Source organism: Thermosporothrix sp. COM3 (genome assembly GCF_059696735.1).
On sequence record NZ_AP019376.1, the window covers coordinates 6,560,175 to 6,585,152 of the forward strand.

Sequence of the window (24,978 nt, forward strand, 5' to 3'; positions counted from 1 at the left end):
ATGATACATACCGCTTGCGTTAGTTTTAAGGACGCGGATGCGCGTATATATGAATTACAGTGCAGTATAGCATAGTTGATTGTCATTGCCTATACCACTATCCGGCATGTGTTATCTCTTTTTGCACTATTCCTATCCTGAAAAGGGGTGATGCGGTCGATATATTCTCAGGTATTTTCTCCGAGAGAAGTGCAGGCACCTTCGGCTTCAATGCGATCAAATACACCACATGAATCGTATACTATGCGAACCAGTACTCTTTAACAGGTCGGCAGTTTGCCTATCTAATACAACGGTTTTCTTTCCCGTTTCGTTTGCCTGTTCAGTACCAATGGTTCGGAGAAGAGATGGCATGCTTGCTCTCAGGCTGTCCGCTCTCCTTGCTGTTCCCGCACATCGCTGCGGCTATTCTCTGGTTAACGATATATCGTGTTATAATCAGAAAGAGGAATCTGATTGCTGTTTATTAAAGGAGCGAAGGACCTTTATGGATTCAACCGTACAAAGTGTAGAACAGTCCCAAATAACAACACAGCAGGTTGTGATGGATGTTCGCAATATTACGAAAAGCCTCCCCTTTGGAAGAGAACGTATAGAGATTTTGAAAGGTATTCGTTTTCAGATTGCCCGAGGCGAATTTGTCGCTATTGTGGGCCCTTCTGGCTCAGGAAAAAGTACCCTTCTGGGCATTATTGCCGGCCTGGATAATCCGACTGGCGGTCAGGTGTTGATTGATGGGGTGGATATCGCTCGGATGAATGAAGGACAACTGGCAACGGTCCGGAATCAGAAGATTGGTATGGTGTTTCAGGCATACAATTTGATCCCTACTCTCACAGCGCAGGAAAACGTCGAGGTTCCGCTCTACGTCGGAAAACATAAAGGCTCTCCCTCCGCTCGGGCCCGGGAATTGCTGGAACTGGTCGGGCTCTCTCACAGACTCTCGCATCGTCCCAGTCAGCTCTCAGGAGGAGAACAGCAGCGCGTGGCGATTGCACGGGCTTTGGCAACCGATCCCGCCATTGTGATTGCCGACGAGCCGACTGGCAACCTGGATGCACGCAACGGCGAAAATATTCTCAATTTGATTGCGAATTTGCGCGAGCAGACCGGGAAAACGTTTGTTATTGCGACGCATGATCCAAATGTAGCGGCGCATGCGGATAGAGCTATTCGCATTGTTGATGGACAGATTGCCGAGCTTGATGCCTCTGGCGGGAGAATTACACAGTGAAGGCTTCGATGTACTTCAACTATACGACGCGCTCTCTGGCCAGGGGTGGCCAGCGCACGTTGCTGGCGATTTTCTGTGTCGCCGTCGGCGTCATGGCGATTGTGGCGTTGCAGCTTGTCGGCTTTATGATTGATAACGCGTTTACGAGCAATGTGCGCGATGCCAACGGGGGCGATGTTCGAGTTGTTTCGCGAAATCAGCCATTCCAGAAAGAGGATCTCGACGAGGTTGAGCGTCTGAAGAAGGATGGGGTGATTGTCTCATATACACCTGTGCTGAACGCGCAGGGATCGACCGGGGCGGCCAGTTCTTCATTGCGTGAGACATTTACTGTGCGCGTTGTTGATCCGGCGGTGTATCCTCTGGTAACACCTCCGACCTTTACCGAGCCGCAGAATGGCAAGATTGCCGACCTGCTGAAAGAGAAGCAGATCATTGTCTCCACGCCATTCGTCGAGCAATATAAGAAGAAGATCGGTGATACGTTTGATTTGCGAATTGGCTCACAGCGTGCCGGTGAGGCGCGAGTAATAAAAGTCAAGGTCGCTGGGATTGTGACGGATAGTGGAGTGCTGGCGCAGGCTGGAAGCGTGGTTCTGCTCTCGGCCAACGACTACAAGGCAGCGCTGTCAAACAAAGAGATCACCTACGATACCATCAATATTGCTACAGCCAGTAAAGAGAAGGCCAACGAGGCTGCCAAGCAGTTGCGTAGCGCGTTGCCTGTGGCGACAGTGCAGACGGTGGATGATGCCGTTGCAAGCCAGAAAGAGACGCTTGACAATATCCGCAAGTTTCTAGAGATTTCTGGCCTGCTTGCTCTGTTGATTGGTGGCGTCGGTATTGTGAATACCATGCAGGTCTTGCTCTCGCGGCGCAAGATGGAAATTGCCATGCTGAAGACAACCGGATATCGGCGCTTTGACCTCTACCTGCTCTTTGGACTGGAAACCGGTTTGCTCGGCTTGATCGGCGGTATCATCGGCGCGGGAGCCTCGATCGCGGTAAGTTATGTGGTGCGTGGCCTTGTCGAGCACACGTTTCAACTGAATATTCCGTTTGTGATCGATCCAGTGATTGTGTCCGGCGGGGTGGCAATCGGCCTGGTCACTGCTCTGATCTTTGGTTTGTTGCCCATCGTTCAGGCTGCTAATATCAGACCGCTGAATGTTATTCGTGAGCTCCCAGAGGGGCAGGGAGCTGGTAGCCGCCTGCTGACAGTCGGGCTGGTATTATTGCTGTCGGTGCTTTTCTGTGTGCTGGCAATTATCATTCTGCAGAATGATATCCTGCTTGGTGTGGTGTCTGTCTATGGCACCTTTGTGTTGTTACTGATCTTGAGTCTCTTCTTCAGCCTGCTGGCGCTACTGATCAGCAAGCTGCCCGTCCCCGAGCGGCTGACTTTGCCCTATACCCTGCTGGTGGTTCTGGGAATTGCCTGCTCGGCTGGCATTGCGCTACTGTTGCCGCCCTTTGGTCTGTTACTCCTGTTTGTCTCGCTATTGGGACTTGTGGTCGTTTTCTTGCCGCGTACCTGGAAGGCGAATATCATGATGGCGCTGCGGAATCTCGGACGGCAGCGCGTGCGTACGACTACAACGATGCTGGCGCTCTTTGTGGGTATCTTCACCATCGGCCTGATTCTGGTGCTCGGGCAGAACCTCCGGCAACAGGTCAACGATGTGCTTGCGAAGGCGCTGAGCTTCAATGTGATCTCGATTACCAGTGGCGATGATACAAAGAAGCTTCAGGATACACTGCCTTCGCTGCCCGGCCTCACGCTCTCGCAGCAGCATACCCTGGCTTCAACGATGCCTTTGGCGGTGAATAAGAAACCGATCAGGGAGCTGTTGCCCTCAGGTGAGAAGGATCGACCCTCTACCTCGTCGCTTGGCCGAAGTGGCACGCTCTACTATCTGAGTGGCATTGAGGGGTACGATGTGGGCAACAATCAGATCCCCGTGATGGGAAAAGAGACCACCATTACAGCGGGGCGTAATCTGGGGCCGCAAGATGCCGGAACTGATAACGTGCTGGTTTCCTGGCAGCTTGCCAGCCTTGATCCGCTGCATCTCAAAGTAGGGGATACGATCACGCTCGGCGGGAATGACCGTAAGAGCATGAAAACGGTGACCGTCGTCGGGATCTACTCGCAGACAGGCTTTGGCACCAACTTCTACCCCATCATAGGAACCCGAGACACCGTCAAGGCGCTCTCGCCGGGTGGCGTCGAGCAGTCGATCTTCTTTCTGAAGATTAACCCTGAGAAGCTGAACGTGGCGGTTGATAAGGTTGGGAAAGTGGTGCCCAATGCCCTGGTGATGAACCTTGCCAATCTTGGCGACTTCATAAACCAGATGTTGAATAATATCCTGCTGACTTTGACCACCATCGCCTCTCTCTCGCTAATTGCCGGGGTGATTATCATCGCGAATGCTGTTGCGCTGGCGATGCTTGAGCGGCGGCGCGAGCTTGGTATTCTGAAAGCGGTGGGCTATACCAGTAGCTCGATTCTCGGTGAGGTGATGCTAGAAAATGGTGTGATCGGTGGGGCCGGTGCGCTTGTCGCGATGTTGTTGGTGACGCTCTCAACATCGTTGCTAGGCTCGCTGGTGTTTCAATCGAGCTTTGGTGTCAGTAGCGTTATCGCGCTGGGCCTGATCCTCGGTTCCGCGCTGCTTGCAATGCTGACGGCGGCGCTGGTAGCCTGGGGGGCAGTCCGGGTGCGCCCGCTGGAAGTGCTTCGATACGAGTAGGATACGGAGGGGGGAAGCGATTGGTTTCCCCTCTTGTTCTTTTTAGAGAGTGCATATGGGAAAACGAGGAAAAAACAGGTACGTCTTGCGAGTTAGCCGGGATGGTAATGAGCGCTTCCCTGAAGGTGGAGTGTTGGAAGCTGGTGCCTGGATGCCATGCAGAAAAACGTTCAGGGTATCTCGTTCATGCATTCGCCAAAGAGGTGCAGTGCTTCTCGACATCGCATAGAGAAGCTTTCACCTCCGACCGTGGCGGCTACAATGGTGTTGAGCTGATCCTGCTCTTTTTCAGCATGGACAAGCAGATCAAGATGGGCCAGTCGCTCAACCAGATGCTCGGCAGTGGAGATACCTGTACCAAGCTGTCGAGCAACGTGGCCAACGGTGCAGGGTCTCACTCAACAGAGAGAAAGAGTGCCCGGATCTGTGATAGTGAGAGGTTACCTGTCAGATCAGGTCGCGTTCCCGGCTGAGAAGGTGTCGTATGTAGCTGTATTGCCGCCATGCGCTCCGCTCAAGCCTTTTTATGCGATTCGTGCATACTATCTTCTTCGCTTTCCTGCTTTAGGAGAGCATACTGTAGATGATTGATGCCGTCAAATCATTCGCTTCTCATCTGTTCCGGCTGGCTATAATGGAAGCAGAATTAACGGTATTTCCATCTCGTCAGGGGTTAATCCTCCATGATGGCCTTGAAAATGCATCTCAAATTTTCCCTCTTCATACCACCAGACAGTCTCATATTTGTAGGGCAGGATGACAACGTTGCCTAACCGTTCGAGCAATTGGGGTGAGGGTGGTTGTGTGCCGAAAAAGCCCTGTTCCAGCAGTTCACTGGTGGCATAGACCTCCGCTTTGTCCGAAAGGTGCTCTTGTAAAGTGGCGATGACCTCATCAACTGCTTTTTCTTGAATATAGAGGAACATATCCCGCGGAGAACCCGCGGGGACAATCAGGTTTCCCTGACGATTGGTCTTGATATAGCGTGTCAGGGAGGGTAGTTGCAGATTCAAATAGAAGGTTTTCTGTGGATCGACCGGTACATGGCCATGATCGGCAGTGATGATCAGCAGCGTATTGCCTCCCTTACCCTGAAGGGAACGGTAGAACTGGTCCATCGTGTTCAAAAAATAGTCGATGGTGTTTTCTGTCATCCGGGAATAGGGACCATGGTTGTGGCTGATGGTATCGATCCGGTCAAAGTAGAGAAAATAATAGGTCGGTCCTGTGAACGGTTGTCGTAATTGCTCACTCAGCAGGTCAAGCGCATTGGTAAAGGTATCGTAGGGGTGGACATTGGCCCCCTGAAAAACGATGTCAGAATAGGTTGATGGCGTATATGCCTGATATTGAAAGACATGCGATGTTACCCCGTGTGTCTGCAATCTCTGGTAGAACGTTTGCTGAGGGAAGAAGTCGGCAGGAGGAATAGAGGACCGTTTCAGGGTATCGCGCTCGATCTTATCTCGGGCATAGGAAAAAAGCAGCGGCGAGATAATCTCGTCTACTAGCGGTTCGTAATAGTTCCATTCATAGATACCACTTTGTCCGACGTTCAAGCCGGTATGAATACAGGTGACATGGGCGGAAGTTGTTGACGGAAACTGAGACGTGATCTTCGAGATAGTCCCCTCTCTTTGTGCCAGTTGCAGGAATGGGTATTTATCCTGATTCCGGGTATAGTGGTTCCAGCCAAACGCATCAATATAGAAGAAAACCACTCTATCGTAACGCGTTGGTAGATCTGCAAATGCTTCTGCTGGGATATCGGGCTGTGCGGGTGTACCTGTAAGCAGGTGTGTAATTGTCGAGGGGAGGTTGGCGAAGCAGTACGAATCGTAACACGGCCGGACAAAACGTTGTGAGAACTTTGCCCGGTTGACTGTCTTCAGAGAAGCCACGTTTAACATCTTAGTCGTGCTCCCTCTATAGGGCAGAGATTAAGCATGCATTCTGCCTTTTCTTGAAATGTACTCTGTCTTTGAATCATAACACGAATAATGAGCAATGATACTGATAGAAGCTCAGCTATATATGCGAATACTGGGTACGTTTTGTATGGGTGCATTATAACATCATCAAGTTGCTTGTGTACTTCATCTAGGTATTTTTTCTGAACGTAGCTCTTCATGTGCCAGAGAGAGTATCCTTTTTTCTCCTGTATGCATCCTGATATTCCTTGATCTATCGCTCTGATATGTACATTTTGCCCATAGCGCTCGGCTATTTGTTCACAAAGGTTGAGGTTTTTCTGGCAGGATGTGAGATTCTCCTTTTTTCCGTGGCTGCTCGGCCTGGCAGTTCGTCGCTAGTACATGGGACCTGCAAGATTCGCTTGCCTGCGCGGCTATGACGGGCGAGCGGTCTTCTAGATGAGATATCTGGTTTGTTTGCTTATTGGGAATGGAAATGAATTAAAGGGGCGAAGAAGTGAAGGCGTATAAGGCTGAACTGGCGGTATTTGGTGCCAGTCTGTTGTGGGGCCTGAATTATTGTACGGTCAAAATTGTCTTGAATTATGTGCCACCGATGATCGCAGGAACGCTGCGTTTTCTGCTGGCTGGTCTGTTTATTCTCTTTATTCTGAAACGTGTAGAAGGAACTATCAAGCTTTCGCGGACGCTGCTACTACGGGTTCTACTCGCGGGGATCGTGGGGTTTGGGCTACAGCAGGTCTTCTTTCTCTACGGTTCTGCGCTGGTTGACGCCACGATGGGAGCGCTGATCACTGCTTTTACTACAGCGGTGATGACTATTGTTGCCTCGCTACTGATGCGTGAAAAGCTGACCGGTATTATGCTCGGAGGGATTCTGATTGCCTGTGCGGGCATGGTGATGGTGGTGTTGGGTAAGGGGGCAATGGTAGCGCTGACAGCCGGGAGCGGGCTCGGCATCCTGCTGCTGTTTATTGCTGGCATCCTTAATGGCCTGTTGCCGATGTTGAATAAGCGCACGCTTGAGCGCTATTCGGCGCTGCGCGTGACGACCTGGACGATCTTTGCGGGAGCGTTTTCACTGTTCCCGTTGGGGGCTGCTGATGTGCAGAACGTACACTGGACAGGGCTTCCCTGGGGAGTCTGGGGCTCCCTTTTCTTTACTGCTGTGGGGGCAACAGTGCTGACAAATCTGCTCTGGAATTATGGGTTAACAAAAGTAGGAGTGGTGCGGCTCACAATTTATAGTTACCTTCCCTCCATTTTCGGGGTGCTGCTGGCAGCGCTCCTGCTGCGAGAGACGCTCTCATCGCTTCAATGGCTTGGTGCGGTGCTGACATTGGGCGGAGTGCTGCTTTCTCAGTTGAAGCATCTCGATCTCAAGAAACTTCTGTTGAAGAAGATCTGGGAACGGAAGGAGCCTGTGAGACAGAGGGCAGTCAATGATGTCGCGATCTGAAATAGACAATACTTTGTACAAAAGAACCGGGGTGGAAAAACCGCCCCGGCCTTTGCGTTTGCTTACTCGCCTTTTTTGTGATGACTCTCTTTGTGATGCTTCAGAACGGTGCGTGCTGCCACCTCTTCCGCACGATCTCCATAGCGCCCGCTCTTTTCGGCTGACTCTTTAATGTGTTCGTACTCGCGCTGTTCCTTTGGGCCTACGCCCTTTACATGCTCTTTTGGCTGTTTCTTCTCTTTTGCCATAAGTGCTTTTCACCCCTTCCATGTGCTATTCAGTGATCGGCGTGTGATGTCGGGTATGATAACGACGACGATAGAAACCATACGTTATCAGATGCCAGAGGCCGACAAACAGAATCGCGCCGATTAACGCCCGAAAGACGGGGATATTCTGGATATAGTAATCTCCGATCCCGCCGATAACGATAACCTTTGTCAACAGCCACATACCAACTAACGCGGCCACAATGGCGCCAATAATACCGAAGGGCACACGCCAGCCTACAATATACTCAGCAATCAGCCCGAGAACGGCGGCTACTACCAGATAGATGATAAGATCAAGCCCTATAGTCCACACGTTGCCACCCACTTTGATGGTGACATCACTGGCAAAAACCATAAACGAAGTCATAATGTCAACCCTCCATTTGGTCATCTATATTCCTGTACTTATAAATGCCATTGTTATGCTTACCTGTATTACGGTTTGCGTCTGCTTATCAGTTTCAAGCCGGTGAATTTCCAGTTTTCTTGTTGCGAATATGGGGAAGAAGGATAGCATAATCTGCTTTTCAGCGTTATACTTTGTACGGATAACACAAGCCTTCGGGCTACCATACTTTTGAAGATGATGAAGGATATTCCATGACCGACGATATGAAACATGGTTTGATTGCAAGGCAGGGGTTAACGCTGGAAGAGGTTGACGAGATCGCAGCTCTGGCTGAACTCTGTAATCAGCATGAAGGGCTGAACATGCGGTTGAACCTGCAAGTCTTGCGCCGCAGACCTGTTGATGAGATAAATGATTTTCTCTATTATGAACATGGTAGTCTGATAGGCTATCTAGCGCTCTTCTGTTTTAACAATGTTGAGGCGGAGATCAGTGGCATGGTGCATCCCGAATTTCGGAGGCGGGGCATCTTTACCCGTTTATCTCAGGAGGCCGAGGCCGAATGTCAGCGGCGCGGCGTCTCTCAGATGCTCTTTATTGTTGAGCGTGCCTCTCAAGCCGGACAACAATTCGTCCAGAAGATCGGAGCCGAGCTACATCACTCCGAGTATAAAATGGATCTGGCAACGCCTGTATTGATATCGGCTGAGTCAAGCGAGCTTTCTATCAGAGCCGCCCGTGACGAAGATGGGCCGATTTTGAATAAGCTGACTCAGGAGGGATTTGAAGTCCCATATGAAGTTAACTGGTACGGCGAAGGGAAAGCAGACCCTTCTCGCCCGGTCTATGTTGCGGAGCGGGGGCAGACCATTGTTGGCAAGATTGATATCAACTTGCAGGATACATCGGCGATGATTTATGGCTTTGTTGTCGCCCGGGAATATCGCGGGAAGGGCTACGGACGGTATATTCTTTCCCGGGTAGTCCAGCACCTCTGGAACAGTGGATATCGTGCGATTGCACTGGAAGTGATCCCGGAGAATAGCCGGGCTTTGAATCTCTATCGCTCATGTGGTTTCCGCGAGACAGCTCACTATGACTATTATGGGAAAGCAGTGAAGGGAAGATAACAGCATGAACGGGCGACTCATATGCAAAGGATGCGGGCAGCCGGTGCAGGCTCGTGTGCTCTGGGCACTTGGTGCGCCCTGGCATCCAGAACACTTTCTCTGTGCCGCGTGTGGTCGCCCGATTACTGAGGCTTCTTTTAATGAGTATCAGGATGCTCCCTATCATACAGAATGCTATATGCAGACGGTGCTACCGCGCTGTGCATACTGTGGCAAGCCGCTGGTCGGGGAATATGTAGTTGATCCGCGTGGGCGGAAGCTCTGTAGAGAAGATGCGGAACAATGTACTCCCTGTCAGTTCTGTGGTAGCCTGATCTCTCCTGAGGAGCAGGAGCGAGGAACTGGCTTGTACCGTTGCTCTGCCTGCCGGGCAACGGCGATCGAGACCGCCGAAGATGCAAAGCCCTTTTACCGGCAAGTGGTTCAGTGGATCGGTCAGGAAGGGCTGCGGTACTACAATTTGCCGCTGAGTCTGGAACTCTGTAGTCGGGAGAAACTGGCTTCCTATATGGCTCACCGGGTAACCGCAAAGGGAGGGCGTGAGGCCGACTCACTGGGAGTGACACGCAGTACCACATATACACAGAATGGACAGGTTATCCGCCGCACGATTGATGGCGTGGCGATACTGGAAGGACTCCCCGCGGCGGTCTTTCAAGGGGTAGTTGCGCATGAACTCGGTCATGTCTGGTTGGCTGTACACGCGATCGCGACGCCTTCACCCCGGGAAGAAGAGGGATTTTGTGAATTGCTGGCCTATCGCTTGTATCATCATCAGGCTACGGCTGAGGCTCGTCTACAGATAGTGCGCATGGAGCGGAATCCCGACCCTATCTATGGTGAAGGGTTTCGTCAGGTTCGGGCGTTGAGTGAGCGCCTGGGGTTCCAGCAGTTGCTTACAGCATTGCTGCAAGCACGGCGCTGGCCCGGGGGGCATCCATAGCAAGCGAGTTGGCCTGCTATGGATATGCGCTTTTATTATGCCACGTCGTCGCGGCGGGTGGTGGTGAGATATGGCATAGAGGCGATGCCCAGATGTTGGGCCGGAGCCTCAGGGCTTTGCAACGCGACGGTTGCGGGCAACTTGGCCTGAAGAGCCGGGATGGGGTCCGCCTTACAAACATTGGCGGGTTGGTTATCGGTCAGGGTACAGATAGCGGCGGTCAGATAGTTGGCTGAACCGATAATGCCCTTCGCCACGTCTGAATGAGGGTCAGAAAGATGTTGTGCAATTTCTTTCTGGTTCAGTGTGCCAAGCACCGTTGAGCTATAATTTGAGCCGGACAGAAAGTAGCGGTTGCCAATGCTGGTCAAAGGATAGCCGGGCGCATCAACATATGGTGGCGCATTATAGGTATCCAGCAGTTTCTGCTGTTCCGGTGTTGCCTTTTCCAGCGGGGGCCGGGAGATGGCGTTATTTCCCACTTCCTCAAGCGAGACAAAGTCAATGTACTGGCTGCTGTACTTATGCTGATAGAATGACAGGGTTGCGTACTTGCCTTCATCCGAGACGATGTCATGGAGCTGGGTAAAGGTGCCAAACCGGCTTAAAGCAACCACTGTTGCCCAGCGTTGGGCGGCACAGATCGGGCAAAATTCGGCACTGTAGAAAAAGAACTCTGGCTTGCCGTTCGGGCCTTTGAGCAAGGGGGGATTATCTCGCGGCGTGAAGAATCCCATTGAGACCCCACCATCGCCAATCTCCTTAAACATCTCCGGGCTGACATGTGAGATCTTGTCAAGCACTTCTGGCTCTGTTGGCGTGCTGGCGCTTCCGCTTGCATTGCGGGAGATGGCAACAAAAATACCGACGACAGCGACAACAACAACTAGAATGCCTATAATTGTGATCAATGCCCAGGGAGGCCGTTTCTGCGCACGACGGCGGTTCTTTCCCTGCTGGACCGGGCGTCTGGGTTGTTGTTGCACTGGTCCTTTGGTGGGTTGATTCGCTTTCTTTGTTTTTGCCATATGCTTTTTGCCTTTCGTTGGTCGGTCAATCTGTAGCACCTATCATAGCATGCTGTCAGGTGAATCGAAAAGAGTATATAAGAGAATGGAAGAAACGGCAAGGAAGACAGTGCGTATTTGAAGCAATACCCCGTTCTTGAAGAAATTGAACCGCTTATTGCAAGACAGGCCCCCAGGATGTGACCCGTTCCGGTATCAGCATAATCACCGGCTGCTCTTCCAGTGCCATTGTGCGGTACTGAATGTAGCGCATGCGCAGCAGACGAAGCGCGTGGGGATGTACCTCTTCATTGGGTGTTATCAGTTGGGCTTGACCCCGGATCATCAGATACCCGAGATGGGCCCAGTTTTCCTCATAGTGGTCAAGCAGAAAGGCTACGGTCGGGTGCGCCAGAATATTGCGAACGCGCTGCAAGTGGATAGGTGAGACCCGTTTCGGTTTCTCATCCAGTGGAGTATAAATATAGTGCCCATCAAATGCATAACAGACAGGAACAAGATGCGGGTTCCCTTCCGGGGTGACGGTTGCCAGACGGGCCACGCGCTGTTTATAAAGAAAGCGGAGCTCCGCTTCTCTGAACTGGACTTTCTGGTTCATGTGTCTCTCACTTCTCGCTGAAAAACAGGATAGGAGCGTCTGCAAAAGCGCTCTTTTTTAGTATAGCGTACAGAATTATAGTGAGAGAAGCAGGGGCGCACAAGGGCAAAAAAAGATCCGGCCTTTCCCTGAAAAGCCGGATCGTCGCACGCTATGGCTTTAGAGGAGTCCCTTGCTCTGAAGGAACTCGCGAGCTACTGTGCGGATAGCCTGACTCTTTGACATGCCTTCTTTCGACTTGGCATCAACCTTTGTTTGCAGGTCAATGCTGGCTTCGGTGGTGAGGTGCTGAGCCATCGGGTTCAGGATCGAGGGGATATCAGAGTACTTTTTCAGGATATCCTCGCGAACGACCGGACCCGGATTAAAGGCCGGGAAGCCATTCTTGTCGTCTTTCAGGAAGATCATGCCACTCTTCTGCACGGTCGCATCGGTACCATAGCAGACCGTTACCTGAGACTTGTTGCTCTCAACAGACTGGAAACCGATCGCGTAGTCAACCGTCTTCAGCTCTTTAAAGTCTTTGGTGGACAGCGTCTTATAGGTTTTTGCCAGACTATCAATAAACTCGATGCTATCCGATGGCGCGGTCAGAATCAGATCCTTTGTTTTTCCGGCCAGATCCGAAAGTGTACTGATGCCGAGTTTCGCAGCGGTGTCTTTCCCCATGCAGAGTGCATAGCCATCGTTCAGCGGTGCAGCCTCAAGCCAATCGAGCTTGTACTGATCCTTGAAGCCCTTCTTTACTGTCTCATAATCCTTTTTGGGATCATAGCTGGATGGAATATTGAGTTTGTTCAATCCAGTGGCGGTAAATTCCGGGTAGATATCGATCTTGTTGCTGGTGATCGCCTCGAAGATGATCGCGCTGTTGCCTAGAGCCGGTTTCTCTTCAACCGTATAGCCTGCCTTTTGCAAGAGCTGCGTATACATTGAGGCCATCAATTGTGCCTCAACATCGAGCTTACTGGCAACGATCAACTTGCCTTTATTTCCCTCCCCTCCGCTATTCCCGTTGGCGCCACAGGCGGCAAGAATGAGCAGCGGAACCAGAAGAAATACCATCCCTGCTTTGACTTTCAGAGAACGGATTGAAAACATGTAAAACTCCTTTTTACTCTTCTGTCGTATGGGCATCAGAGAGCCTGCTGTTATTGTTCCTGAATGACGCTTTCTACCGTCCGGGAAGTGCGCAGACCGGCAGGTGTCAATGCTGTTTGCAGCCAGCCCATCAGGACCTCGATGAGCAGTGCCAGAATTGCTACAGGAATAGCCCCGGCAAGGATCTCTGTATTATTTAATTTATACAGTCCATCGACAATATAGATACCATAGCCATCGGCACCAATAAAGGCGGCCAGTGTTGCGGTCGCAACAATTTGAATGGCTGCGGTGCGGACGCCCGCAGCAAGAACTGGCATGACCAGCGGCGCTTGAATACGACTGATGATCTGCAAAGTTGTCATGCCCATTCCCTTTGCAGCGTCAATAATAGCGGGATCAATGCCTCTGAGTCCTGTATAGGTGTTCAAGAGAACGGGGGGGATGCCCAGAATAATCAGGGCAATCGCGGCGGGCAAAAAGCCCAGACCCAGATAGGGAAGAACCGCGATCAGGAAGGCAATCACCGGGATGGCACGCATCAGGCCGCTGAGGTTAATGGCGATAAAGCCGAGAAATGCATTTCGCGAAACGGCTATTCCGAGCACAACGCCCAGGGCAACCGAGATCAAGATAGAGAAGCCGCAGAGTTGCAAGTATGCTATCGTCTGGTGCCAGAAACGATTCTCCGGTGCCAGAATAAACTGAAGAATATCCATCGTTTCCCTCCTTTTTCTAGGCTACCGAGAAGCCACCGCGCCCTCGATTCAATAGCGCTTGAATGCCCAGTAGAATCAGATCGGAAACGATTGCGAACAGGCTGAGAAGGATCGCCCCTGCAATAACCGCTTCAGTATCGTGACTGGTAATGTTTTTAAAGATCAGATCGCCAAGCCCGCCTTCTCCCACCAGAGAGGCCAGGGCCGCAATTCCGATAGTGGTCACAGTCGCAACACGCACGCCCGCGATAATGATCGGAAGCGCAAGCGGCAATGTTACCCGGAAAAGGAGCTGTCCGGCATTCATCCCCATTGCTTTTGCTGTCTCGATCAATAAGGGATCGATACTCGTGATCGCAGCAGCTGTGTTACGGATCAACACTAACTGAGTATAGAGGATCAAGGGAATAATTGCAGTTGCGAAACTTAACCCCGTGATTGTAATCAGAATGCCGAGTAAGGCGATGCCAGGAATAGTATATAACACATCTGCAAGTGTGATGACCGGCAGATAGAGCTTACGCCGACGTGCTACGATGATTCCAACCGGAATTGCTATGCATAATGAGATAAGCATGCTGACACCAACCAGAAAGGCGTGTTGCCAGAGAAGGTTGGGAATGCTGCCGGGGTCGGAGAGATCGTAGTTATATGGGTTGAGTAAGTATTTCATCTGACTCCTTTCACGTTATCCGAGGTAGGGTATAACCGTGAAGGTGGTTCTGCTTGTGCAATAAATCTGGTTACAGCGCATTCTTTTCAGCGAGATCGATGTTCTCTGCATTGTTGCGACGGGCCTGTACAAGCTCCCGATTGATGCTGTCCAATGTAACGGTCCCCAGGTGACTATGATTTTCTTTATCCTGCACCGAGAGCGCTGGCGCATTGCTTTCAAAGAGTTTAAGCATTGCTTCCAGCAGTGGTGTATCGGATGAAATCTTCTTGCCATCAGGGGTATTAGTGGCCTGTTCCGTCAACGCGGCTGAGACAGGAACATACTGCAATTGACGAAGAATGTTATCTGAGCCAACCAGTTGTCTGACAAAATCGTTTGCAGGCCGTGTGAGCAAGTCAACCGGGGTTCCAATCTGGACTAGTTGCCCTTCTGAAAGAACCGCGATCTGATCGCCCAGTTTAAAGGCCTCATCGATATCATGGGAAACGAAGAGAATAGTTTTATGAACATCGCGCTGAATGCGCTTGAGCTCATCCTGCATGCGTGCGCGGGTGATTGCGTCTAATGCGCCGAAAGGCTCATCCATCAGCAGAATGGCAGGATCGTTTGCCAGGGCGCGGGCCATACCCACACGTTGCTGTTGTCCTCCCGAAAGCTGACGTGGGTAGCGCTTGCGATATTCTGCCGGAGGAAGACCGACCAACTCAAGCAGTTCATCGACTCGATTCGCCAGTTGACGCTTATTCCAGCCGCCCGCGATCTCCGCGGTGACCTGAATGTTTTCGGCAACCGTCATATGTGGGAAGAGCCCAACCTGCTGAATGACGTAGCCGATGTGTCGTCGAAGTTGAATCGGGTCCTCGTCTATCACATTTTTCCCGTCGATAAGAATTGCGCCGGAGCTCGGTTCTATTAACCGATTCACCATACGCAATAATGTCGTTTTGCCCGAGCCCGAAGTACCGACAAGCATACAGATGCTGCCCTCTGGAACCTCGAAGGAGATTGAGTCGACAGCAGGGGCACTGGCACCGCGGTATTGCTTCGTAATCTCTCGAAAGGCAATTGTAGCCATTGAACTGTACATCCTCTCAGTTTGGTCGTTACGTAACACTATATGCCGAGATTGGACGAAATAGCAAGCGCCCTTGCTTGCATAGCGCCTTCACACACACAAAACTCTTCTATAGAAGTTATACGTTCTGCACGAAGAAACAGAGACAAAGAAGAGAGGAGCTGCCTTCTCTCCTCGCTCTGTGGTTCCTTATCCAGTAGGTGCACGATCCAGTAAGTGCCTGAGTACACGTTCGGCCTCTCGTACATTAGGGATCCCACTGAAACGGCCCCGAGTCAGGTTGCTATTGCCATTGCTCGCTGTATAGCCATATGGAGTCCTGGCAAAGATCAGGTCACCAGAACCATCCGGTCGTTCAATAAATGTTACCGGACCGATATCACGCCAGCTATATGAGTGCACCGTCAGCGTTCTCCCTCTGTTGATGATAAGCACTCGCTTGCTGGTGATGGCGTAGTGCACCGCCCTGGGAACAACTTTTATGACCGCGCCCAGAATGCCAAAAAGGATGGCTAAAAAGGCGAAGGTGACCCCCAGGGCATAGAAGGGAATAAGGGCTTCCATAGGGAGGGTGATGAGAAGAGCAAATCCCAGGGCCAGCATGAGCAAGGCGACAATCCCGAATGAGCCTGCCATGATCAAAAGGCCGGGTGTATTCGGGGAGTACTGGCTGCTATGCTGTCCGGGGCGTCCAGACCAGAGGACGGATTCTTCCTCATCGAGCAGATCCTGAAGCATAGCATAGGTCTCGTTAGACTCAGCAATCTTTTCCTGGTACTGGCGTTGCATATGCCCTTTGCCTGTTATTCGAGAATCCTTGAACACAATGAAAGAGAAATACGCTTCTGAAAGAAATACGAAGCAAGGAAGGAGAAGTTGCATAAATGATGCAGGGAGAAAAAAAACTGGCGGCCCTTGCGGACCGCCTGGCTGCTACCTGTTTCTACTTTACGATGACCGTGAGATTCATGTTCACATGGATTGGACAGTAGAGCTGGAATGTACCTGCCGTATTGAACGGGCCAATGGTCTGGGTATCATTCGCGCCCACGTTGATATTGATTTTTGGGGCGCCAGCTTCCTGTTTGGGTTTTGCAGTTCCGTTATCCCACGTCCCGTTTGAGATGATATGCGTCACAACCACATCATTCACCAGTTTGATGCTTTCGCCTTTTTTGATGGTGATAGTGGTGGGCGAGAATTGCAGATCGCTCATATGGACGGTATTTGGCTCAGTGGGTTGGTTGGGTTTGCTGCTCGCGCTGGTGTTACTGCCACAGGCAACGATCAGGAGGGAAAGCGCACTCAGGCACAGCAAAACAGCGATGAATTTTTTCTTCATAGTATCGAAATTGATCTCCATATAGTGCTAATCAACAGCAGTGCCTACCTTGCTGTTTTTGTTCAGCGTTAGAGAAGAACTCACGAACCTATTATAGCGTCTATGTCAGAAATTTCCACCCAACATATGAAACGATGGGGCAGTAATGAGCAATACCTTATCGCATCCCCATCATACTCAAAATGGTGTGAGGTGTAGCCTTTTCTGACATCCAAACAGTGTAGCGGAGCGGAAATGGTGGGGCATTTATCAAGGGAGAATGTATCAACTGGGGCCTTGCTGAACCTCCTTATGAGTGGTGGCAGGACGAAGAGCCATGAGAAAAGAAATGACTCTTCGTCTGAGGCTAGAAGACAATCCAACCGCCCATTTTTAGTTCGGTACCATCACTGATATCGGCGAAGTAGTCAAGGTCTGTGCCGTCCAGCCTGCCGAAGTACATCTTATAGTTTGTACTGTTTGGATCATGTTCCTGTATAGCGTAGAATGTCCCATCCCGCGAGAGGTTCGACCAGGTATACTGTGTGAACTCACAGAGGGTCTGGCCTCCTGTCAAATCGGTACTGAGACGCAAGAGATTTGAGCCATCGATATTGACACGCCATACGCCATTCTGATCAGGGGTGGCCGCGTCCTTGACCAGAAGCAGAAGTGTTTGTGCGGTGATGGCGCGTACCATTGTTACTGCTACAGGAACTGACGTTAGCGTGGTTGCAGCGCTCCCATCGAGATTGCGCACGGTGATACGACTTGGTCCGGCCAGCATACCGGAATTAGTATTGCATTCACTGATGAGCAGCCGTTTTGAATCAAAGGTCGGGTCAAAGCTACAGATAGACGATGCAATCCGCTTGAGGCTGCTTTCTTGTTGGTTCTCCCCCTTCCTGACATCAAGCGAGTAGAGATCAAGCGGCGCGCTCCCGCCCTTCGGGACTTTCAAGAGCAGATGGTTGTTATCCTGCCAGGTAGCTGGAATATAGCGTGTACCTGATTGGAGTGTGAGCAGAGTGTGAATACTGCCAGACCCGGGCTCAAGCAGCTTAAGCGTGCTACCTGTCATAAAGGTAATGCGCTGCTGATCGTATGTCCACTGGACGCCAAAAAGGTCTTCAGGGCCAGTAGTGCAATAGAGGGTCTGCTGTATCTGCCCATCGACTCGTAGCAGGCGAAGCTGTTTCTGGTTATCGAGTTTGAGGACAAAGAGGATCCAGAGCCCGTCCTGCGATACCTGTATCTCGTTGATATACGCGCCAGGTGTATTGAAGATGATGTCCGCCTTTACGGTATCATTGGCGTCACGGCGCTTGATGACGGCAGCACTGGGATTGCCCGGAGTCCCTTCATTTACGGCATAGATCAGCCGCTGATGTGAACCCACTGAGAGAGAAGGATAGGTCGCCGCGTTCGCCTGCCCTGAGGCCGGGCAGTTCATGGTTCCCCGGACAACTTGTGGAAGCAGGGTCGGCTGACTGGTCGGTGTGCTATTGCTTGTAGCGGTACTTTGAGCCTGCTTTGTTGACTGGATGGTTTGGGGCGTAGTTGTGAGTGGCTGTCTGGCTTGATAGATCGTAAAGGCACTGGTTGCGATGGTTGCGAGGAGCAGAACAACAGCCACAATGACCAGTATCTTGGCATTGCGTTCCAGTCGTGAGGGCTGTTGTGGCACGATGTTATAGGGAGTACTGGGCCAGGGGCCTGGATTACTGATAGGGGGAGGTGTAACCACCTGGTGCTCGGGACCCGTTTGCTGTGCAAGAACAGTCTGCTCGCTGATCTGTGTCGGTGCTGAAGCAGGCTCTTCCGTTGGTGGTGTCACGATAGCAAGGGTGTTTTCCTCATGTGGTATGGGAAGAGGACCGCCCTTTTCGTGAGGGCGGGGAGGCGATGACTGAGCCAGATTACAGGCGTGTAGCGCCTCAAGCATCTCATTGGGATGCTTGAAACGAGCTTCAGGATGCTTGGCAAGAGCACGCAGTACGACCGACTCAAGTTCTGGTGGAATAGTAGGTTGCAGGCTCCGAGGAGAAACCGGTTCGGTTTGAAGATGTTGAACCAGCATGCCCATGACATCTTGCGCCTTAAATGGTCGCTCGCCGGTCAGCATCTCATAGAGAATAATACCAACGGCATAGAGATCGGAAGCAGGGCCGGGCTTCCCTTGAATCTGTTCCGGGGCCATATAATCAGGGGTTCCTTTGAGCGCGACCGAATGGGTAACGGTAATATCGGTCGGGAGGGAGATTCCATCTGCTTCGGGCAGCAGCTTGGCAAGCCCGAAGTCCGCTAGCATCAACGTGCCGTCACCTTTAAAAAGAATATTGCCTGGCTTCATGTCGCGATGGATCAGGCCCCGATCATGGGCATATGCAAGGGCATCGAGAACCTGGCTTATCAGTGAAAGCGCGTGTTCGGGGGCCAGAGGGGCATGTTTGTGTAGATAGTCTCGCAGGGAGCCGCCTGCCATATAGGGCATGACCAGATACGCCTGATCATCGTGTTCGCCGTAATCATAGACCGGGAGAATATGTCGGTGGTCAAGTTGAGCGAGAACGCGAGCTTCCCGATTAAAGTGGCTGAGAAATACCTGTTTCTCGCTTCCTTCAGGTTGAAAGACCTTGACAGCGACGGATCGTTGCAGCCGTGTATCTGTTGCCAGATATACATGTGCACTGCCTCCTTTCCCGAGAAGCTGATGCAGGTGATAACGGTCTGATATGGTCATCCCTGCCAGGTTCTCATCTTTCATAAGAGGGTCTCCTTTGATGTGTTTGATCAAGAGTGATAATAGCAGACTGAAAAGTATTGGAATGTATTGAAACACATTTTACATTTTGAAAGACATTGAGGTATCGAACCTATTGTATCTGCAATATCGAGGATAGTCCAGTCTTACAATGTGAAGTTGATCATCTTTTGCGCTCTTAATGCTGGCTTGACATTGCCCAATGCATCGTGTATTCTGGGTGTACTTGAAATCAAGCAACAGAAGAGAACACGTCGACCAGGATCAGTAGATTGGAACACCATCAAACAGCGAGCCGGGATAGTGGAAGCCGGTTGAAAGGCTCGGATCGAACCCACCTGGGAGTGTCAGCGAGAAGTTGACCGGAGCCCTTCACCGTTATCTGGAAGGAACGGTTCACTGAGACCGTTATGAGTGGAATGATGTGGTGACTGCATCATTCAAGGAAGGTGGTACCACGGGTAGATCTCGTCCTTTGTTGAGGGCGAGTTTTTTATTTGTGTTTTTATCTGATCTTTGCTCGAAGAAAGAGGGAATTATGGACGAAAAGGAAAAGTATGTAGAAGAGCTGGTAGATCTCGAAGACGATTATTCAAAATGGTACAATCAGGTCGTCCGAAAGGCCGAGCTTGCAGACTATGCGCCTGTTCGTGGCTGTATGATTATTCGTCCCTACGGCTACGCCATCTGGGAAAACATTCAGGGGTTGTTGGACCGGCGCTTCAAAGAGACGGGCGTTGTAAATGCCTACTTCCCGTTGTTTATTCCTCGTAGCTTCCTGGAGAAAGAGGCGGAGCACGTCGAGGGCTTTGCGCCTGAGGTCGCCTGGGTGACGCGTGGCGGTGGTGAAGAGCTGGAAGAGCCGCTTGCTGTGCGCCCGACCAGCGAAACGATTATTGGTCATAGCTATGCGAAGTGGGTGCAGAGCTATCGTGACCTGCCGCTGCTGATTAACCAGTGGAATAACGTGGTGCGTTGGGAAAAACGTACCGCACTCTTCTTGCGCACCTCTGAGTTCCTCTGGCAGGAGGGCCATACCGCTCACCGCACGCTGGAAGAGGCAGAAGAGCGCACACGGATGATGCTGGAAGTCTATCGCTCCTTTGCCGAGGAAGATGCTGCTATTCCGGTGATCGCGGGCCGAAAGAGCGAGAACGAGAAGTTCGCCGGAGCGCTGCGCACCTACTCGATTGAAGCGTTGATGGGCGACGGTAAGGCGCTTCAAGCCGGTACAAGCCATAACCTGGCTCATAACTTCGCAAAAGGCTTTGACATTCAGTTCCTTGACTCAGACGGCCAGCGGAAGTATTGTGCTACGACCAGTTGGGGCATGAGCACGCGTATGATTGGCGCGTTAATTATGGTCCACGGTGACAAATCTGGTCTGATGCTGCCTCCGCGTATTGCTCCCTATCAGGCCGTGATTGTGCCTATCTGGCGGAAGGACAAGGACAAAGAGGTTGTCATGGGTGCGCTTGAGCGCCTTGAGAAGATCCTGAAAGGAAAAGTGCGCTTCAAGACCGATGTCAGCGAGAACACGCCGGGCTGGAAGTTTAACGAGTGGGAGATGCGTGGGGTTCCTGTACGTATCGAGATTGGCCCTCGCGATGTTCAGAATAACAGTGTGGTGCTTGTCCGTCGCGATAATCGTGCTAAAGAGATTGTCTCGATCGATGCACTGGAAACTCGGTTGCCTGAACTGCTGGAAGAGGTACAGCAGGCAATGTATCAGCGTGCGCTTGAGTTCCGAGAGAAAAACACCTACTATACCGAGGACTATGAGGAGTTCAAGCAAATCATCGCCGAGAAGCGTGGCTTTGTCCGTGTGAAGTGGGCCGAGGATAGCGAGGCTGAGAAAGCAATCAAGGAAGAGACAAAGGCAACGTTGCGGGTGATCCCCTTCGATCAGCCTGAGGGAGGCGTCAAGGGCAAATGTATCTACACCGGTAAGCCTGCGACCTGTGAGGCAGTCTTTGCCCGCGCATACTAAAGCGCTTCATAAAGAAAGAATGAGTCATCCCATTACAGGATGACTCATCTTTTTTGTATCTGGCTTTACTTGATTGAGAATGTGACGTTTGTGCCAGAAAGGTTCTTACCAGAGGCAAACACCAGCGTGTAGGTGTCGGAAGGCGGAACCTGGAAGATCAGGGTGCCCTTGACATTGCTCGCGCCTGCGCTGAGGTCGTTCAGGTCATCATCGTCTGAGGTATATTCGGGGGCAGCGGTTGTGTCGCCTGATTTCAGGCGGATGTAGTCGTAGCCCCAGAAGTCCGAGCTAGAAGGGTTGCTGGCTGTCAATGAGACAATGACAAACACTTTGCCTTTCTTGGCCTGAGAGCCGGGCGCGTCGTAGCGCTGGATCGCCGTGTTCAGCGTCCATTTCATCGGACCATAGTTGAAGGCCTTGTTCAGATCGGCCTGCTTGGGGAGATACTCACTGAGATCCGCGTTGCTCTTCAGCGGGAACTCCATCTGTGCCTCTTCCGCAGTCCCGAGACGCAGGACAAGGCTGTTGAGATCGACGGGCTTCTTGGTCTCAAAGTCAACCCAGTTCTCGCGCTGTTCTCCCTCCTTAGGGCCGCTGAATTCGCTCGCGTTCAGTGCTTTGATCGTGGTCTTATCAGGGAGGATCAAGCTGAATGCCGAGCTATAGGAGAAGTAAGCAGATCTCCCTCCCTCCTGCTTCTCTTTCATATGGATGCGGACAAAGTTGCTCTTCTTCTCATAAGAATACGTCTTGGTATATGTGTCATCTGGAAACTGGTCTGCCTGCTCGATAGAAGTGAAGGTAATCTGATCCGTTGCATAGCTGATCGCCAGATTGGTCAGTGTAACCGATTTTGTGGCAGTATCATTACTGTTGTCACCATTGTTGTTATTGTCCGTCGTTGTCTGTGTCTTGTTATCGGTACTCTTCTTGGGGAAGAGCTGAGTGATGCCGTACAGAGAGCCGCCACAGACAGCCAGCACAAGCACAACCACGACTGCCCCGATGATCCAGGGAAGCGAGTTTTTCTTCTTGGGCGGGATCGGTGGCATTGAATACATACCCGGTCCCGGTGGCGGTGGCGGGGCGTAGGGATCATTCGGTGTCGGAGTCCCGCCGGGATAGCCGTTATAGGAAGGTGGAGGCGGGGGGGTATACGCTCCCGATGCATACTGACTGTATGGCTGCTGGTGGTTGGCAGGATCCTCGGCAGCCATCGTCGGCGGCAGATTGGGATTGCTATTCCCAACCGGGGGGAGATTCGGGTTACTGCCAGCGGCCATCGTAGGTGGCAGACCCTCATTGCTATTTGCGGCCATCGTTGGGGGGAGGCTGGAATTGCTAGCTGCTACCGTTGGTATAACGCCCTCTCCCGTACTTGAGATCTGTTTTCCGCAATTCGGACAAAAGCGTTGGCCGGGGGTATAAGGTGCATGACATTGCGGACAAGTCGCTTGAGACACTGTGTTTCTCCTCTTAGTACCAATAAAAATAGATCATACCAGGCTGATTATAGCTAGATGATTACTTATTTGTCTAGAAAATGGCCTGTGTAACGTCTTTCTCCGTAAAATCCGCTAAATAATGGTCTACTCTATTATCAGACCGACAAAAATGGCTAGAACGAGAGAGCGGCTCTCTCCTATGTGATTGGTTCGGCTACTTCTCTTTATAGCATATTTTAAGGAGGCTCTGCTGTTGAATAGCTCACAGCTTCGTTGTATGATGCAGCATAATAGTATGGCATTGAATGGAAAAGAGGTAATAGTGTGATCTCCTACACCGATTTTGAGAAAGTAGATATTCGTGTTGGTAGAATCGTTCAGGTGGATGATTTTCCTGAAGCCAGAAAACCAGCTTACAAACTGCTGATTGATTTTGGCGCGGAAATAGGTGTCAAGAAATCATCGGCACAGATTACAAAGCATTATACGAAAGAGGCGTTACTGGGCCGAGAGGTGCTTGCGGTCGTGAATTTCCCGCCTAAAAGGATCGGGCCCTTTATTTCCGAGGTGCTAACACTTGGGGTTCCTGATGGTGAAGGTGGAGTTGTGTTGCTGCAACCAACACAGGATGTGCCTGTTGGCGGGCGCATGTATTAAAGATGCATTGAGGAGGAAGCAATAATGCAGACGCTTATTCAGGATGGGGCAACCGTCTTATTTCAGGGAGACAGTATTACCGATGCGGGCCGCATCCGAGAAGATAAGTTCAATCTGGGAGCAGGTTATGCTATGATGGCGGCAGCCTGGTTTCAGATGTGCTATCCAGAGAAGCGCGTTACTTTTTTGAATCGGGGCATTGGCGGAGATCTCAGCGTTGATTTGACGCGTCGTTGGGACCGTGATTGTCTGGCGTTGCGTCCAGACTGGGTTTCTATTTTAGTCGGGATCAATGATGTCTGGCGACGCTATACCGAGAGCCGTCTGACGACAGTCGAAACCTATGAACAGAACTATCGAACGCTGCTGGACCCGCTACGCCAGATGGGGACACGGCTGATCCTGTGCGAGCCCTTTGTGCTGCATACGCCCTCTGATCGGGAGCAGTGGCGCGAAGATCTGAACCCGAAGATTGAGGTTGTACGGAAGCTGGCGCGGGAATATGATGCTGTGCTGGTTCCCTTTGATGAGGTATTTGCTCAGGCTGTGCAGCGCCGTGAACCGCAGTTCTGGGCATATGATGGGGTGCATCCAACCGAGGCCGGACATGCGTTGATGGCGCGTACATGGCTCAGGTCCATTCATGCATTGGAATAGAACGATTTCTCAATCCGAAAAGCCGTACCTCCCACATGAGAAGTACGGCTTTTCGGCTGCTTTATTTGACGACAATGACAATTGGCAGTGCGACATTAGCATCGATTTCGACCTTTTGCTGTTCTCCGTGAACATACAATCCGGTAGATGAACCGCCATCCAGATTTAAAGCCGTCTGAATGGAAAGGTCAGATGCGACAAGTAGATCTGCCATTTCGTCGAGCGTAAAGGCCAGCATAGAGCTGACAATGAACAGAAGATTCCCTTCTTTATCAAGCGCAACCACAGTGCGGCGTTGTACATCGGCATTTGCATTGAACTCAGCACGTTTCCCATCGATGACCAGCATCGGTGCTGATTGTGTCGCTTGCTGCACGCTTTCGCTGGATGGATCGTATGGCTGCTGGTTAAGTGAGCGCAGGCCGATCGTCCCCTGTGCATCGACGGAGAGCATTCCACCGAAGCCTTCATAGGAGTTCCCGAACGGTTGGCCGTTGCTTACCAGCAATGCGGTTGGCCTGTTCTGTGCATCAAAGTAGCCACCATTGATGATCGCCCGGGCTCCTGTTTTCTGCATCCACTCCTTGACGGTCAGCGGCTCAGTGGGCTGATATGCGACACTGAGCTTGATACTCTGGGGCTTCATGCGCACAATAGTGATAAGATCCTCATTGTTGCCTGCACCCTTCCAACGCTCATAGCGTACCTCTATTCCCGAGGAGGAAGGGAGCCATTTATTGAGTATCTGGCCGTTCGCTTGATTCCCCGAATTGTCCGTACCGATGCTCAAGCCGGGCAATGAACACGAAGACAAGATAATGCTGAGCAAAAGTAGCAACAACAGAAAAGGTGTGCGTTTTTGATGCATGA

The 24,978-nt window shown here is 51.4% G+C and carries 23 protein-coding genes and 1 other annotated feature; of the genes, 8 read left to right on the plus strand and 15 right to left on the minus strand.

What is annotated here, in order from left to right:
* The first annotated feature begins 487 nt into the window (after positions 1-487).
* Positions 488-1,234 (plus strand): ABC transporter ATP-binding protein, encoded by a 747-nt coding sequence (locus tag KTH_RS28060; RefSeq protein WP_497622180.1) that lies wholly within the window; start codon positions 488-490, stop codon positions 1,232-1,234.
* Positions 1,231-3,990, plus strand: a complete 2,760-nt coding sequence (locus tag KTH_RS28065; protein WP_497622182.1) for an ABC transporter permease — start codon at positions 1,231-1,233, stop codon at positions 3,988-3,990. The genes KTH_RS28060 and KTH_RS28065 overlap by 4 nt, the downstream gene beginning before the upstream one ends.
* A gap of 170 nt (positions 3,991-4,160) precedes the next feature.
* Here the strand turns inward: KTH_RS28065 and KTH_RS28070 are convergent, their stop codons facing one another.
* Both KTH_RS28070 and KTH_RS28075 read right to left on the minus strand, forming a co-directional pair.
* Entirely contained in the window at positions 4,161-4,388 is a 228-nt protein-coding gene (locus KTH_RS28070) for a hypothetical protein (RefSeq protein ID WP_497622183.1), read from the minus strand.
* A 231-nt stretch (positions 4,389-4,619) separates the two neighbouring features.
* The gene (locus tag KTH_RS28075) at positions 4,620-5,900 is read right to left on the minus strand and encodes an alkaline phosphatase family protein (protein ID WP_111320283.1); all 1,281 of its coding nucleotides are present in this window, start codon (positions 5,898-5,900) and stop codon (positions 4,620-4,622) included.
* A gap of 520 nt (positions 5,901-6,420) precedes the next feature.
* Here KTH_RS28075 and KTH_RS28080 point away from each other — a divergent pair.
* Positions 6,421-7,383: a DMT family transporter gene (locus KTH_RS28080; RefSeq protein ID WP_111320287.1), complete on the plus strand. Its 963-nt coding sequence runs from the start codon at positions 6,421-6,423 to the stop codon at positions 7,381-7,383.
* Between the two features lie 62 nt (positions 7,384-7,445).
* Here KTH_RS28080 and KTH_RS28085 read toward each other — a convergent pair whose 3' ends face one another.
* Positions 7,446-7,631, minus strand: a complete 186-nt coding sequence (locus KTH_RS28085) for a hypothetical protein (RefSeq protein ID WP_111320289.1) — start codon at positions 7,629-7,631, stop codon at positions 7,446-7,448.
* 25 nt (positions 7,632-7,656) lie between these two features.
* Positions 7,657-8,022, minus strand: a complete 366-nt coding sequence (locus KTH_RS28090) for a GlsB/YeaQ/YmgE family stress response membrane protein (protein ID WP_111320291.1) — start codon at positions 8,020-8,022, stop codon at positions 7,657-7,659.
* Positions 8,023-8,255: 233 nt separating this feature from the next.
* Here KTH_RS28090 and KTH_RS28095 point away from each other — a divergent pair, with 233 nt between their 5' ends.
* Positions 8,256-9,134, plus strand: coding sequence for a GNAT family N-acetyltransferase (locus KTH_RS28095; RefSeq protein ID WP_111320293.1), 879 nt, complete (start codon positions 8,256-8,258; stop codon positions 9,132-9,134).
* A gap of 4 nt (positions 9,135-9,138) precedes the next feature.
* A complete protein-coding gene (locus tag KTH_RS28100; RefSeq protein ID WP_111320295.1) occupies positions 9,139-10,077 on the plus strand; it encodes a protein DA1 in 939 nt (312 codons plus the stop codon).
* 35 nt (positions 10,078-10,112) lie between these two features.
* On the opposite strand, the gene KTH_RS28105 is transcribed toward KTH_RS28100, so the two are convergent.
* The 9 genes from KTH_RS28105 to KTH_RS28145 all read right to left on the minus strand — a co-directional run bounded on the left by KTH_RS28105 (position 10,113) and on the right by KTH_RS28145 (position 19,362).
* The gene (locus KTH_RS28105) at positions 10,113-11,105 is read right to left on the minus strand and encodes a DUF929 family protein (protein ID WP_111320297.1); all 993 of its coding nucleotides are present in this window, start codon (positions 11,103-11,105) and stop codon (positions 10,113-10,115) included.
* A 154-nt stretch (positions 11,106-11,259) separates the two neighbouring features.
* A complete protein-coding gene (locus KTH_RS28110) occupies positions 11,260-11,703 on the minus strand; it encodes a TIGR03668 family PPOX class F420-dependent oxidoreductase (protein WP_111320299.1) in 444 nt (147 codons plus the stop codon).
* A 159-nt stretch (positions 11,704-11,862) separates the two neighbouring features.
* Positions 11,863-12,804 carry a glycine betaine ABC transporter substrate-binding protein gene (locus KTH_RS28115; protein WP_111320301.1) on the minus strand — a complete coding sequence of 314 codons (942 nt, stop codon included), beginning with the start codon at positions 12,802-12,804 and terminating at the stop codon, positions 11,863-11,865.
* A 50-nt stretch (positions 12,805-12,854) separates the two neighbouring features.
* The gene (locus tag KTH_RS28120) at positions 12,855-13,523 is read right to left on the minus strand and encodes an ABC transporter permease (protein ID WP_111320303.1); all 669 of its coding nucleotides are present in this window, start codon (positions 13,521-13,523) and stop codon (positions 12,855-12,857) included.
* Between the two features lie 16 nt (positions 13,524-13,539).
* Positions 13,540-14,196, minus strand: a complete 657-nt coding sequence (locus KTH_RS28125) for an ABC transporter permease (protein WP_111320305.1) — start codon at positions 14,194-14,196, stop codon at positions 13,540-13,542.
* Between the two features lie 70 nt (positions 14,197-14,266).
* The gene (locus tag KTH_RS28130; RefSeq protein ID WP_111320307.1) at positions 14,267-15,274 is read right to left on the minus strand and encodes an ABC transporter ATP-binding protein; all 1,008 of its coding nucleotides are present in this window, start codon (positions 15,272-15,274) and stop codon (positions 14,267-14,269) included.
* A 189-nt stretch (positions 15,275-15,463) separates the two neighbouring features.
* Positions 15,464-16,063, minus strand: coding sequence for a phage holin family protein (locus tag KTH_RS28135; protein WP_111320311.1), 600 nt, complete (start codon positions 16,061-16,063; stop codon positions 15,464-15,466).
* A gap of 154 nt (positions 16,064-16,217) precedes the next feature.
* Positions 16,218-16,637, minus strand: coding sequence for a cupredoxin domain-containing protein (locus KTH_RS28140; RefSeq protein WP_249033450.1), 420 nt, complete (start codon positions 16,635-16,637; stop codon positions 16,218-16,220).
* Between the two features lie 325 nt (positions 16,638-16,962).
* A complete protein-coding gene (locus tag KTH_RS28145) occupies positions 16,963-19,362 on the minus strand; it encodes a serine/threonine protein kinase (RefSeq protein WP_497622190.1) in 2,400 nt (799 codons plus the stop codon).
* Positions 19,363-19,604: 242 nt separating this feature from the next.
* Positions 19,605-19,838 (plus strand) — a binding site (T-box leader).
* 59 nt (positions 19,839-19,897) lie between these two features.
* Here KTH_RS28145 and proS point away from each other — a divergent pair.
* A complete protein-coding gene (gene proS / locus KTH_RS28150; RefSeq protein WP_497622192.1) occupies positions 19,898-21,349 on the plus strand; it encodes a proline--tRNA ligase in 1,452 nt (483 codons plus the stop codon).
* A gap of 65 nt (positions 21,350-21,414) precedes the next feature.
* Here the strand turns inward: proS and KTH_RS28155 are convergent, their stop codons facing one another.
* Positions 21,415-22,812, minus strand: coding sequence for a zinc ribbon domain-containing protein (locus KTH_RS28155; protein ID WP_497622194.1), 1,398 nt, complete (start codon positions 22,810-22,812; stop codon positions 21,415-21,417).
* 306 nt (positions 22,813-23,118) lie between these two features.
* On the opposite strand from KTH_RS28155, the gene KTH_RS28160 reads away from it, so the two are divergent.
* Both KTH_RS28160 and KTH_RS28165 read left to right on the plus strand, forming a co-directional pair.
* On the plus strand, positions 23,119-23,451 hold the full coding sequence (locus KTH_RS28160) for a tRNA-binding protein (RefSeq protein ID WP_111320320.1): 333 nt from the start codon (positions 23,119-23,121) through the stop codon (positions 23,449-23,451).
* A gap of 24 nt (positions 23,452-23,475) precedes the next feature.
* Positions 23,476-24,108 (plus strand): SGNH/GDSL hydrolase family protein, encoded by a 633-nt coding sequence (locus KTH_RS28165; RefSeq protein WP_497622196.1) that lies wholly within the window; start codon positions 23,476-23,478, stop codon positions 24,106-24,108.
* Between the two features lie 61 nt (positions 24,109-24,169).
* On the opposite strand, the gene KTH_RS28170 is transcribed toward KTH_RS28165, so the two are convergent.
* Entirely contained in the window at positions 24,170-24,976 is an 807-nt protein-coding gene (locus tag KTH_RS28170; RefSeq protein ID WP_111320324.1) for a phosphodiester glycosidase family protein, read from the minus strand.
* Positions 24,977-24,978 lie beyond the last annotated feature (2 nt).